The organism is Pedococcus sp. NPDC057267 (assembly GCF_042668795.1).
In the GTDB taxonomy this organism is placed as follows: domain Bacteria; phylum Actinomycetota; class Actinomycetes; order Actinomycetales; family Dermatophilaceae; genus Pedococcus.
Window position 1 is genome coordinate 33190 of sequence record NZ_JBHUYG010000023.1, and the last position, 11024, is coordinate 44213.

14 protein-coding genes are annotated in these 11024 nt (G+C 73.0%); 10 read left to right on the top strand and 4 right to left on the bottom strand.

What is annotated here, in order from left to right; genetic code table 11:
• Positions 1–55: 55 nt before the first annotated feature.
• Positions 56–745: a winged-helix domain-containing protein gene (locus ACFUC1_RS07380; protein ID WP_379118179.1), complete on the bottom strand. Its 690-nt coding sequence runs from the start codon at positions 743–745 to the stop codon at positions 56–58.
• Between the two features lie 83 nt (positions 746–828).
• On the opposite strand from ACFUC1_RS07380, the gene ACFUC1_RS07385 reads away from it, so the two are divergent.
• Positions 829–1089, top strand: coding sequence for a MoaD/ThiS family protein (locus tag ACFUC1_RS07385; RefSeq protein WP_379118180.1), 261 nt, complete (start codon positions 829–831; stop codon positions 1087–1089).
• 16 nt (positions 1090–1105) lie between these two features.
• A complete protein-coding gene (locus ACFUC1_RS07390; RefSeq protein WP_379118181.1) occupies positions 1106–1963 on the top strand; it encodes a hypothetical protein in 858 nt (285 codons plus the stop codon).
• A gap of 39 nt (positions 1964–2002) precedes the next feature.
• Here the strand turns inward: ACFUC1_RS07390 and ACFUC1_RS07395 are convergent, their stop codons facing one another.
• A complete protein-coding gene (locus ACFUC1_RS07395; protein ID WP_379118183.1) occupies positions 2003–2374 on the bottom strand; it encodes a DsrE family protein in 372 nt (123 codons plus the stop codon).
• 122 nt (positions 2375–2496) lie between these two features.
• Between ACFUC1_RS07395 and ACFUC1_RS07400 the strand changes: the two genes are divergently transcribed.
• The 3 genes from ACFUC1_RS07400 to ACFUC1_RS07410 are packed head-to-tail and all read left to right on the top strand — an operon-like array spanning position 2497 to position 4541.
• Entirely contained in the window at positions 2497–2994 is a 498-nt protein-coding gene (locus ACFUC1_RS07400; RefSeq protein WP_379118185.1) for an FABP family protein, read from the top strand.
• Positions 2995–2997: 3 nt separating this feature from the next.
• Positions 2998–3582 carry a low molecular weight phosphatase family protein gene (locus ACFUC1_RS07405; RefSeq protein WP_379118187.1) on the top strand — a complete coding sequence of 195 codons (585 nt, stop codon included), beginning with the start codon at positions 2998–3000 and terminating at the stop codon, positions 3580–3582.
• On the top strand, positions 3582–4541 hold the full coding sequence (locus ACFUC1_RS07410) for a hypothetical protein (protein ID WP_379118189.1): 960 nt from the start codon (positions 3582–3584) through the stop codon (positions 4539–4541). Before ACFUC1_RS07405 ends, ACFUC1_RS07410 begins: the two co-directional genes overlap by 1 nt.
• 26 nt (positions 4542–4567) lie before the next feature.
• Here ACFUC1_RS07410 and ACFUC1_RS07415 read toward each other — a convergent pair whose 3' ends face one another.
• Positions 4568–5587, bottom strand: coding sequence for an LCP family protein (locus ACFUC1_RS07415; RefSeq protein WP_379118192.1), 1020 nt, complete (start codon positions 5585–5587; stop codon positions 4568–4570).
• 56 nt (positions 5588–5643) lie between these two features.
• Here ACFUC1_RS07415 and ACFUC1_RS07420 point away from each other — a divergent pair, with 56 nt between their 5' ends.
• Both ACFUC1_RS07420 and ACFUC1_RS07425 read left to right on the top strand, forming a co-directional pair.
• Positions 5644–6057, top strand: coding sequence for a Fur family transcriptional regulator (locus ACFUC1_RS07420; RefSeq protein ID WP_379118194.1), 414 nt, complete (start codon positions 5644–5646; stop codon positions 6055–6057).
• On the top strand, positions 6054–7097 hold the full coding sequence (locus tag ACFUC1_RS07425) for a YgfZ/GcvT domain-containing protein (protein ID WP_379118196.1): 1044 nt from the start codon (positions 6054–6056) through the stop codon (positions 7095–7097). Before ACFUC1_RS07420 ends, ACFUC1_RS07425 begins: the two co-directional genes overlap by 4 nt.
• Positions 7098–7193: 96 nt before the next feature.
• Here ACFUC1_RS07425 and ACFUC1_RS07430 read toward each other — a convergent pair whose 3' ends face one another.
• Positions 7194–8606 (bottom strand): polysaccharide biosynthesis tyrosine autokinase, encoded by a 1413-nt coding sequence (locus ACFUC1_RS07430; RefSeq protein ID WP_379118198.1) that lies wholly within the window; start codon positions 8604–8606, stop codon positions 7194–7196.
• Between the two features lie 141 nt (positions 8607–8747).
• Between ACFUC1_RS07430 and ACFUC1_RS07435 the strand changes: the two genes are divergently transcribed.
• The 3 genes from ACFUC1_RS07435 to ACFUC1_RS07445 all read left to right on the top strand — a co-directional run bounded on the left by ACFUC1_RS07435 (position 8748) and on the right by ACFUC1_RS07445 (position 10960).
• The gene (locus ACFUC1_RS07435) at positions 8748–9599 is read left to right on the top strand and encodes a 3-keto-5-aminohexanoate cleavage protein (protein WP_379118200.1); all 852 of its coding nucleotides are present in this window, start codon (positions 8748–8750) and stop codon (positions 9597–9599) included.
• A 105-nt stretch (positions 9600–9704) separates the two neighbouring features.
• On the top strand, positions 9705–10259 hold the full coding sequence (locus ACFUC1_RS07440) for a helix-turn-helix domain-containing protein (protein WP_379118202.1): 555 nt from the start codon (positions 9705–9707) through the stop codon (positions 10257–10259).
• A 14-nt stretch (positions 10260–10273) separates the two neighbouring features.
• Positions 10274–10960, top strand: a complete 687-nt coding sequence (locus tag ACFUC1_RS07445) for a hypothetical protein (protein WP_379118204.1) — start codon at positions 10274–10276, stop codon at positions 10958–10960.
• The last annotated feature ends 64 nt before the right edge of the window (positions 10961–11024 follow it).

An 11024-nucleotide genomic window follows, 5' to 3' on the forward strand; every position in this document is an offset into this window, starting at 1 on the left:
GGCGACGGCGCCCCACCCGAGAGCGGGTGGGGCGCCGTCCGCGCACGTGTCGGCGTCAGGCGTCGGCCGCGATGTCCTCGGCGGGCACGAACCGGTAGCCGACGTTGCGCACGGTCCCGATGAGGACCTCGTACTCCGACCCGAGCTTGGCCCGCAGGCGCCGGACGTGGACGTCCACGGTGCGGGTGCCCCCGTAGTAGTCGTACCCCCACACCTCCTGCAGCAGCTGGGCGCGGGAGAACACGCGGCCCGGGTGCTGGGCGAGGTACTTCAGGAGCTCGAACTCCTTGTAGGTCAGGTCGAGCAGGCGGCCCTTCACGCGGGCCGAGTACGTGGCCTCGTCGATCGTGACGTCACCCGAGGTGATCTGCACCTCCTCGGGCTCCTGCGCCTCGGCGATGCGGCCCACGGCCAGGCGCAGCCGCGCCTCGACCTCGGCCGGGCCGGCGGACTCGAGCAGCACGTCGTCGACGCCCCACTCGGCCGTGATGCCGGCGAGCCCACCTTCGGTGAGGATCGCGAGCAGCGGCACGGACATGCCGCTGGCACGCAGCACCCGGCACAGCGACCGCGCCACGGCCAGGTCACGGCGGGCGTCGAGCAGCACCGCGTCGGCGGGGGGAGCATCGACCAGCGCGGTCGGCTCGGCCGGGATCACCCGCACCTGGTGGGTCAGGAGCCCCAGGGCCGGCAGCACGTCCGCGCTGGGTGCCAGCGCGTTGGTGAGGAGCAGCAGTCGGGCCATCCCTGCCGATGGTACGGGCAGGCCGATGTGGCCGGGGTGCGGTACGCATGGTGAGATCGTTGTCTCACCAGAGAGGAGCAGGTATGCCGTCCGAGCAGGACCAGCAGTCCGTCACCGTCCGCTACTGGGCGGGTGCCCGTGCGGCCGCCGGCGCGGACTGCGACGTCGTCAGCGGCTGCGTGACCGTGGGCGACGCGCTGGAGGCGGCCACGGCGCTGCGTCCGGGCCTGGCCCCCGTGGCGGCCGTCAGCAGCCTGCTGCTCGACGGCCGGGCCGCCCAGCGGTCCGACGTCCTGCCCGCGGGAGCCGTCGTCGAGGTCCTGCCCCCGTTCGCCGGGGGGTGATGGGAGGATGCGGGCTGTGTCCGAGGTGCCTGAGCAGGAGTCCGCGCCGGTCCTGCCGCTGACCCGTCGCGAGCGGCGGGCGGTGGCGGGGGCGTCGCGGTCCGACCTGCCCAAGCGGGCGCTGGCCGTGCGCCCCGTCTCGATCCTCGCCACCATCGCGTTCGCCGTACTGGTGGCCCTCACGGGCTACGCCAGCCCCCGGTTCGTGGCGCTCGCCGTGGCACTCGGGGGTTTCGTGCTGGCTTGGGGCTGGCCCGTGCTGCTGGGTCTGCCGAGCCCCCGGGGCACCACCACCGTCCTGTCTGCCGGCGTGGCGCTCAGCTCGGCCGCCGTGCTCCTGACCAGCGACGAGCCGTACCTGAAGTGGATGCCCGCGGCGATGGCCGTGGCCGTGCTCGCCGCGTTCGCCCACCAGCTGCTGCGCCGGGACGGCCGCCCACGGCTGACCGAGTCCATCGCCTCGACCGTGGCGGGGCTGGCGATCATCGCCTCGGGCGCTGCCTTCGCGCCCATCCCGCAGTACCTCTACGGCGAGCACGGCCTCGCCGCCGCGATGGCGGGACTCGCGGTCGGTGTCCTCGCGGACCCCCTCATCTCGGTGCCTCGCCTGCGGCAGTGGGCGCTGTTCATCTCCATGTTCGCCGGCGGCCTGGCCGCGCTCCTCGTCGCGCTCGTGGCCGGGGAGCCGACCGCGGGCTCGGGCGCCCTGCTCGGCCTGCTCGCCGCCGCGATCTCCCATGCGGCGCGCCGGGTGCTCGCCCCCCTGCCCGCTGCCCCCCTGCCCCGGGCGCAGCTCGCGTCCGCACTGGCCGCCTCGCTGCTCGTCGGTGTCATCGCCTTCAGCGTCGTGACGTCCCCGGTCTTCTCCGGCTGAGGAGAGCCGGGCCCGCAGACCGGGGTGGTGACGCCGAGGTCAGTAGACGAGCGCCTGGGTGTCCGCCGCCAGGACCTCCTCGACGAAGGCGGCGGCGCCCCGGATCGAGGTGCCGTCGACGAGGTCGGCCACCTCCAGCCCCCGCCGGGCCGCGCACTGGCCGCAGACCGTCAGCGAGCCGGCCGCGAGCACGGCATCGCGCAGCTCGGCCAGCTCTGCGGCATACGGCAGGGTCACCGCCTCCGCCCGCCCCGGCACCGCCAGCCACGTCGCCTCCCCGGTCAGCCAGAGGCTGACCGCCGCCCCGCTGGCGGCCGCGGTGGCGGCCACGGTGAACGCCTGGTTGAGCCGTTCGAGGGCCTCGACGCCGGAGGTGACCTTGACGACCAGACGGGTTCGCGGTTCGGACATGGCCCACAGGCTACGATCTGGCCCGTGCACACGTTCTACATCGCCCTTCTCGTGGTCACGGCCGTCGTGGTGACCTGGTTCGCCGGCTTCGTCGTCTACCGCCTGGTGAAGACGCCGCGCTGATGCAGTTCACCCTCGACCCCGACCTGCCCCGGGAGCTCGCCCCCCTCGCCTGGCTGATCGGGCGCTGGGAGGGGGCGGGTGTCGTCGGCTACCCCACCATCGAGTCGGCCAACTTCGGCCAGGAGATCGAGGTGACCCACGACGGTCGCCCGTTCCTGGAGTGGCACAGCCGGACCTGGCTGCTCGACGACGCGGGGCAGAAGGTCCGACCGCTCGCGACCGAGCTGGGGTTCTGGCGCCCCGTCGAGGGCGGCGAGGTCGAGCTGCTGCTCACCCACCCCACGGGGATCGTCGAGATGTACTACGGCAAGGCCGAGCCGGCCAAGATCGAGCTGCGGACCGACGGTGTCCTGCGCAGCCCGCACGCCAAGGAGTACAACGCCGCCAGCCGGCTCTACGGCCTCGTGAACTCCAACCTGCTCTGGGCCATGGACATGGCTGCCGTCGGCCAGTCGTTGCAGAGCCACGTCTCCGCCGAGCTCAAGCGCGTCGGGTGACCGATGACGACGCGTGCGCGGATCCTCACCGTGTGCACGGGGAACGTGTGCCGTTCGCCCTACCTCGAGCGTGCCCTCCAGACCGAGCTCGACCGCTCCTGGGGGCCCGGTGAGGTGGAGGTGACCAGCGGTGGCACCGGCGCGCTGGCCGCCAACCCGGTCGACGAGGGCTCGCGGGTGCTCATGGACCGGCGCGGCTACCCGTCCGCAGGCTTCGTGGCCCGCAGGCTGCTGCCCGAGCACGTGGCGTCGGCCGACCTCGTGCTGACCGCCACCCGCGCGCACCGCGGCCAGGTCGCCACCCTGCACCCGCGCGCGCTGCGCTACGTCTTCGCGTTCCGCGAGTTCGCCGACCTCCTCGCCGGGATCGACCCGGCCGAGCTGCACGCCTCGTCCGGGTCCGCCTCCGAGCACGTGCAGCGGGTCGTGGCGCTGGCCGCCGGCCAGCGTGGCATGCGACCGCCCCTGTCCGATGCCGAGGCCGACATCATCGACCCCTACCGACGTGGCCCGGAGGTCTTCGAGCAGATGGCCCGGGAGATCGACAGCGCGCTGCCCCCCGTCGTCGCCGCCCTGGGTCGGCCCTGATGGCCCGGCTCACCGAGCGCGCCGGCCTCGTGGCCCTGGCCGCCTTCCTCGTCGTCGACGTGGCCCTCGTCGGCCTGGCGGTCAGCAGCACCCGGCAGCCGGTGGCACGGGGCGGCCAGACGGTCGGCACCCCGTCGGGGGCACTGTCCACCGCACCGGCCCCGGGCCCTTCGACCAGCCCTGCGGGCAGCGCGGCGCCGACCGGCGCGAACGGCGGCGCCGCTGCGGCCGTGGACGTCGTGCCTGTCGCCGTGGGTGTCGTCGGTGTCGACGCCAAGCGGGCGCTGCGCTTCACGCAGGGTTCGTGCGACAAGGGCGGCGCGACGCTGGAGCTCACCACCGACGGCGGCAGGACGTGGGGGCCCCGGTCCGCACCCTTCGACGTCCTCGTCCGCGTTCGCGTGCGCGCTGACGGATCGGCCTTCGCCGTCGGCGCCGACAAGGGCGGCTGCGCCCCTGCGATCAAGCAGACGCGCGCCGTGGACGCCCAGTTCGGCGGCGTTGGAAGCGTGAGCGACGCCTGGTACCGCGACCCCCGCGCCACCGACACGGTGGGGCTGCCCTCCGGCAAGCGGGGCAAGCCCTGCGGCTCGGCCGACGTCATCGACCTCGCCGTCGTCGACAGCGGCGCCCAGGTGCTGTGCGGCGACGGCACGCTGCTCTCGAGCAGGACGGGGTCGTCGTGGCGCACCGTCACGACGGCACGGGGCGCGCTCGCCGTCGCCATCGACGGCTCGGGCCGCTCCTACCTCGTCGTCCCGTCGGTCGACGGGTGCAAGGGCCTGGCAGTCGTCGACAGCGGGTCCCCGACCAAGGCTGCGGGCTGCGTCGTCACCGACCTGGGGAAGGTCGACCCGGGCAGCATCGCGCTCTCGGTCACCCCCGACCGGGCCTGGTTGCGGGTCGGTGACGAGGTGCACACCTCAGCGGCCGACCTGACCGGGTGGACGACCCCGTAGTCCCCGGGTGCGGGCGCGCCTGACCCTCAGGGTGTGAGGGACTTGTCGGTGTAGCTCGCCATGTCGTCGTTCTGCAGGGCGTCCGCCAGCACGCGCATCCCCGGCTCGTCGAGGATGTCGATCGAGGCGCCGACGGGGGAGGTGCCGAACCCGGCGAACGGCGCGGTGACGAAGCTGACGTCGCGGCCGCGCAGGTTGCGCATCGAGAACGCCTCGCTGCGCATCTCGCCCACGGTGAACTTGTCGTCGACGATGAGGTTCTTCGTTCCCGCGTCGACGAACTCCGCCAGCTTGACGGGATTGGTGAGGACGTCCCTGCTCAGCGCCTTGAGCATGAGCGCCTTGATGAACGCCTGCTGGCGACGGCCACGGGAGATGTCGCCCTCGCTGAGGTCCTTGCGCTCGCGGACGAAGGCGAGGGCCTCGGCGCCGTCCATCTCCTGGAAGCCCTTGTGGAACGTGTAGTTCGGCCCGCTGCTGGGCTCCTCGACGTACACGTTGACGCCGCCCACGGCATCGGTCATGGCCTTGAAGCCCTCGAAGTTGCTGATCGCCACGTGGTCGATCGGCACGCCGACCAGCTCCTGCAGCGTGCGCACGAGCAGGGGTGCGCCGCCGTAGGCGAACGCGGCGTTGATCTTGTCCTTGCCGTGGCCCGGTACGTCGACGTAGAGGTCCCGGGGGAAGTGGACCAGCGTGACCTTCGAGCGGTCGCTGGAGACGTGCATCAGGACGATGACGTCCGACCGTGCGCCGGCCAGCCCGGGCCGCGCGTCGGAGCCGATGATCAGGATGTTCTGGGCGTTCTTGGCGTCCGGCTTCCGGGTGGGACCCGGGTCCGCGCCGCTCACGCCGGGGGTGGGGAGCAGGGCCTCCCGCTTGACGTTGGCCGAGACGGTGTGGTTCAGGAAGAGGAGGTATGCCGCGGCACCCCCCACGACGACCAGCACGACGAGCGCGACGAGGACCGCGACGACCTGCCGGGCGCGGTGCCTGCGGCGGGGGGTCGGCGGGGTGGGCCTGGTGTCTTCGAACTCATCGAGCACCCGGACAGTGTAGGTAACCCGGGGGGCATTCCGGGGCAGGACCGTACAGTGGGGACGTGCAGGACGTCGGAGAGCAGCTGCGCGCCCGGGGCCTGAGGATGACCTCCCAGCGGCGGCGCGTGCTCGACGTCGTCACGCGCGAGGGCCACGTGACGCCGGACCGCGTCGTGTCCCTCGTCGCCGCCGACGGGGGTCAGCGGCTGGCCGCGTCCACGGTCTACCGGGCGCTGGAGGCGCTGGAGTCGCTCGGCGTCGTGGCGCACACGCACCTGGACCACCGTGCCCCCAGCTACCACCTCGCCGACCACGCAGGGCACATCCACCTCGTGTGCCGCCGCTGCGGCCGGGTCGAGGAGTGCCCCGAGGCGTTCGCCACGGAGTTCGTCGGGAATGTTCTGGCCGTCAACGGCTTTGTCGCAGACGTGACCCACATGGCCGTCCACGGGGAGTGTGCAGAGTGCAGCCGGTGACAGAACACGTCCGGACCGGGGCGCCCGCCCACCGGTCGCCCCTGTTGTCCCGTCCCGGGGCGGTGGAGGGCGAGGGCCTCGACGCCGGCGTCGCCGCCCACTACGGCAACCCGGTGCGCGAGCAGCGCCTCCTCGCCGAGGGACTGGCGGTCGTCGACCTGTCGCACCGTGGTGTGGTGACCGTCACCGGCCCCGACCGGCTCTCGTGGTTGCACTCGATCACCAGCCAGCAGCTCACCGGCCTCGAGCCCCACGACTCGCGCGAGGCCCTGGTCCTGAGTCCGAAGGGCCACGTCGAGCACGACCTCCACCTCGTCGACGACGGCACGACGACATGGATCACCACGGAGCCGGGGACCTCGGCGGCACTCGCGGCGTGGCTCGACTCCATGCGCTTCATGCTGCGTGTCGAGGTCGCCGACGTCACCGCCGACTGGGCCGTGCTGGGGGAGCCCTCCGGGTCGGAGTCCCGGCCCGGCGAGCCGCTCGCCTGGCGCGACCCCTGGCCCGGGCTGGTGGGCGACACCGCGGCATACGGGCCGGTGGAGGGGCACCCAGCGCGGGGCCGGCGCTGGCGTGAGGTCCTCGTGCCGCGCGCGGAGCTGGCCCGGGCCGTGGGCGACCGCGACCTCGCCGGCACCTGGGCCAGCGAGGCGCTGCGCGTCGCTGCCTGGCGACCGCGTCTGGGCTTCGAGACCGACCACCGCACGATCGCGCACGAGGTCGACCTGCTGCGGACGGCCGTGCACCTGCACAAGGGCTGCTACCGCGGGCAGGAGACCATCGCTCGGGTGCACAACCTCGGTCGGCCGCCGCGGCGGCTGGTGTTCCTGCACCTCGACGGCTCGGGCCACACGCTGCCGGACCGGGGGAGCGCGGTCAGCCTGGACGGCAAGCAGGTCGGCTTCCTCACCTCGGTCGCGCGGCACCACGAGGACGGCCCCATCGGCCTCGCCCTGGTCAAGCGGAACACCCCGGTGGACGCCACCCTCGACGTCGCCGGCGTCAGCGCCGCGCAGGAGGTCGTCGTCGCCCCGTGACGGTTCGCCGGCAGCTCGCGACCTCTCCGACTGCCGCATGACGACGGCCCGCCTCCCCAGGGGACGGCGGGCCGTTCGTTCGCTGCGTGGCGTCGGTCAGACGCGGACGCCCTGGCGGTCGCGGGAACGCTCGCGCCGGCTGCGGTCCGGCGACAGCGGGGCGTACCCCTCGCCGTAGTAGTAGGTCTCGGCGTTGGCACCCCGGGTGGGGATGCGGTTGACGACGATGCCGAGCACGTTGCCGTTGACGCCCTTGATCGAGGCGATCGTCCGGCTGAGCTGCTCCTTGGCCACCACGCCGCACCCCGCCACCACGACGACGCCGCCCGTGATGGTGCTCAGCACCGTCGCGTCGGTGACGGGCAGGACCGGGGGCGCGTCGATGACGACGTAGTCGAACATCTGCTCCAGCTGGCGCAGGACGCGTGCCATGGTCTCGGACCCGAGGAGCTCGCTGGGGTTGGGCGGGATCTGGCCCGCGCCCAGCACCTGCACGCCGGTGTCGCCGAAGGGCTGGATGACGTCCTCGAGGTCGGCCTGGCCGATGAGCACGTTGGTGAGGCCGACCGAGCCCTCCATGCCCATGTACTGCAGCAGGCGGGGTCGGCGCAGGTCGCCCTCGATGACACAGACGCGGGCCCCGGCCGCGGCCATGCTGATCGCGAGGTTGGCCGTGGTCGTGGTCTTGCCCTCGCCCGGCAGTGAGGACGTGAAGACGATCGAGCGGGGGTGGTTGGCCACGTCGACGAACTGCAGGTTCGTGCGCAGGGAGCGGAACGCCTCCGCACGGGGGCCGTGCGGGTCCGACTGGGTGATCAGGGGTTGCTTGGCGCCGTCGTTGGAGAAGGCGATGCCGCCGAGGACCGTCTCGTCGGTCGCGTCCTTGACGTCCCGTTCGCTCTTGACCGAGGTGTCGAACGTGTCGCGGAGCAGGGCCGCCCCGAGGCCGACGAGGAGCCCGAGCACCACCCCGAGGCCGATGTTGCGGGTCGGGTTGGGGCTGATGGGGGCGCCGGGGACGGCGGCCGGCCGGACCACCGAGACCTTCACCGGGCTCGGTGCCGAGTCCGAGACCCGCTCGAGCTCGCCGACGGTGCTGCTGAACTGCTTGCTGACCGCGTCCGCGATCTGTGCAGCCCGCTCCGGGTCGCGGTCGGTGACCAGCACGTCGATGAGGACCGTGTCGAGCGGCACGTCGGAGCTGATCTTGGCGCCCAGGGCGTCTGCCGACATGCCCAGGCCGAGCTGCTTGATGACGGGGTTCAGGACGGTGGGGGTGTTGATGAGGTCCGCGTAGGACTTCACCCGCTGCTGGGTGAAGGTGTTGCCCTGGAGCAGCTGGGCGGAGTCCGAGCCGCCCGAGGTGGAGACGAACAGCTGCGTGCGGGCCTGGTAGGTCTTGGGGCTCGTCAGCGTGAAGAGGGCTGCCAGGGCGACCAGCAGGAGGGTGCAGGCGGCGATCGTGCGCCAACGCTTGCGCACCACCCGGTAGTAGTCGTGAAGGTCCACGGTCCCGCTTTCGCTCTCTGTCCCCCGGGGGTGTCTCCGTTCCCGGTTTGCGCGCGTTTGCGCGCAGGCGGTGCTCAGTGTCCCACACGCTGCAGGCCCTCCGGGGACCCCGACGCGAGCACTCGCTGCCATGATGACGCCATGCCCCCCACCCCCGGCACCCTCATCACGGTCGCGCCCACCGGCGCCGAGCTCGACAAGGCGGACGTCCCGCAGCTGCCCACCACCCTGGAGGAGCTGGTCGAGACGGCCAAGGCCTGCGAGGCGGTCGGGGCCGCGATGATCCACCTGCACATCCGCGACGCGGAGCACCGCCCGACACTCGACCACGGCTACCTGTCGGCCGCGGTCGAGGCGCTGCGCGAGCAGACGTCGCTCGTCGTGCAGCTGTCGACCGGGGGCTCCGTCCACGACCCGCTCGAACAGCGGCTGACCGTGCTCGACGCCGAGCCCGACTCGTGCTCCCTGACCTGTGGCACCACGAACTTCGGCGACGACGTGTTCCTCAACCCGTGGGGCTTCATGTCGGACCTGTACGTGCAGGCGCAGGAGCGCGAGGTCGTCCCCGAGTTCGAGCTCTTCGACCTCGGCCACGTGGCCGCACTGGCCCGGCTGCTCGACCGCCACGGCCTGCCCTTCGGCGGGAAGGTGCACGTCGACTTCGTGACCGGTGTGCCGGGCGGTATGCCGGGCACGACCGCCGCGCTCATGGCCGGCGTCGCGATGCTGCCGCCCGAGGTGACCTCGTGGTCGGCGACCGGCATCGGGCGCTCGCACCTGCCCGTCGCAGCGGCCGCCCTGTCGGCCGGTGGCCACCTGCGCGTCGGCATGGAGGACAACGTGGTCTACGCGCGCGGTGTGCCGGTCGAGCACAACTCCCAGCTCGTGGAGCGGGCGGCGCACCTCGCCGAGGTCATGCAGCGTCCGGCGATGTCGACGGACGACGCCCGCGCCCTCCTCGGGGTCAAGGACCGCCGCACGCCCACCGCCTGAACCCTCCTGGACCGGGTGGGGTGCGCGTGGTGGACGCCACCGTGTGGTCACCGTCACGCTGTCTCGGGTTTGCAATCTGCTAACTGGAGCAAGCACACTGGAGGCATGTCCCGGATCCCGCTCGGCCCCCTGGCAGGCAACAGCCTGGGCGACTACCTGCGCGAGCAGCGCCAGTCGGCCCGGCTCTCGCTGCGCCAGCTGTCCGAGCTGGCCGGGATCTCCAACCCCTACCTGTCGCAGATCGAGCGGGGCCTGAAGAAGCCCAGCGCCGAGATCCTCCAACAGCTCGCCAAGGGCCTCGAGGTCTCCGCGGAGTCGCTCTACGTGCGGGCGGGGATCCTCGACGAGCGCCACGGCCACGAGGCCGAGCCGCTCGACACGCGGGCCGTCATCGGCGCCGACCCGAACCTCACCGACCGCCAGAGGGCCGCGCTGCTCGACATCTACGACTCGTTCGTGGGTGCCGTGAAGCCGTCTGCCACGCGGGCCACCAGGAAGGCCGCCGCGCAGAAGTCCGACAAGGCCGCCACGGCAGCCAAGGGGGCCGCACGACCGGCCGCCGGGCGCACCGCCGCGGCCACCGCGAAGCCGGCACGGAAGCCGGCGTCGAAGTCCGCCGCTCCCCGGAGCGCCTCCCGCCCCACCACGACCACACCCTGATGAAGGAGATTCCCATGGCACGCGTTGCCGACATCCGCAAGACCGTCACCGACAGCACCCCCGTGTACGCCGTCGTCGGCCTGACCGACCTCGCCGTCGAGAAGGTCCGCGAGGCCCGCGTCAAGGCCCGCACCGTCGGCGCCGAGCTCGACCCGTCCGCCCTGCAGGCCAAGGCCCAGGCCCGCGCCGCCGTCGCCGTCGAGCAGGGCAAGGAGATCCCCGCCCTCGCGCTCAACCGCGGCCTCGTCCTGGCCGGCAAGGCCCAGGAGGAGTACGAGACCGTCGTCGCCCGCGGCGAGAAGCTCGTCAAGCGCGTCCGCACCCAGAAGCCGACCCAGGACCTGCTCGCCCAGGCCGAGGCGACGTTCGCCCTCGGCAAGGGCGCCGTGACCACGGTGCGCCGTTCCGCCAGCGAGATCCAGCGCTCGGCCAAGGCCACCCTCACCACCGGCCGCCGTGAGGCCGTCGCCACCGTCGACGCCGTCACCGAGTCGGTCGCCACCGAGGCCGGCGAGGCCACCGCGACCGTCAAGAAGTCCGCGGCCCGCACCCGCACCGCCGCCAAGCGCACCGCGACGACCACGAAGAAGTCGGCCGCCACGACGAAGAGCTCGGCCAAGCGCGCCGCCACGAGCGCCCGCAAGACGGCCTCCGCCACCAAGAAGGCCACCGTCGCCGCGGCCGAGAAGGTCGGCGACTGAGCCACACCCCCCGGGGCCGGCCAGACACCGGCCCACCACCGACGGCCCCCACCCGCGACCCGGG

Excerpts from the sequence above, each read along its gene's own strand:
- ACFUC1_RS07445 (WP_379118204.1), top strand. The coding sequence starts at position 10,274 with ATGGCACGCGTTGCCGACATCCGCAAGACCGTCACCGACAGCACCCCC.
- ACFUC1_RS07410 (WP_379118189.1), top strand. The coding sequence starts at position 3,582 with ATGGCCCGGCTCACCGAGCGCGCCGGCCTCGTGGCCCTGGCCGCCTTC.
- ACFUC1_RS07380 (WP_379118179.1), bottom strand. The coding sequence starts at position 745 with ATGGCCCGACTGCTGCTCCTCACCAACGCGCTGGCACCCAGCGCGGAC.
- ACFUC1_RS07385 (WP_379118180.1), top strand. The coding sequence starts at position 829 with ATGCCGTCCGAGCAGGACCAGCAGTCCGTCACCGTCCGCTACTGGGCG.
- ACFUC1_RS07400 (WP_379118185.1), top strand. The coding sequence starts at position 2,497 with ATGCAGTTCACCCTCGACCCCGACCTGCCCCGGGAGCTCGCCCCCCTC.
- ACFUC1_RS07440 (WP_379118202.1), top strand. The coding sequence starts at position 9,705 with ATGTCCCGGATCCCGCTCGGCCCCCTGGCAGGCAACAGCCTGGGCGAC.
- ACFUC1_RS07405 (WP_379118187.1), top strand. The coding sequence starts at position 2,998 with ATGACGACGCGTGCGCGGATCCTCACCGTGTGCACGGGGAACGTGTGC.
- ACFUC1_RS07395 (WP_379118183.1), bottom strand. The coding sequence starts at position 2,374 with ATGTCCGAACCGCGAACCCGTCTGGTCGTCAAGGTCACCTCCGGCGTC.
- ACFUC1_RS07435 (WP_379118200.1), top strand. The coding sequence starts at position 8,748 with ATGCCCCCCACCCCCGGCACCCTCATCACGGTCGCGCCCACCGGCGCC.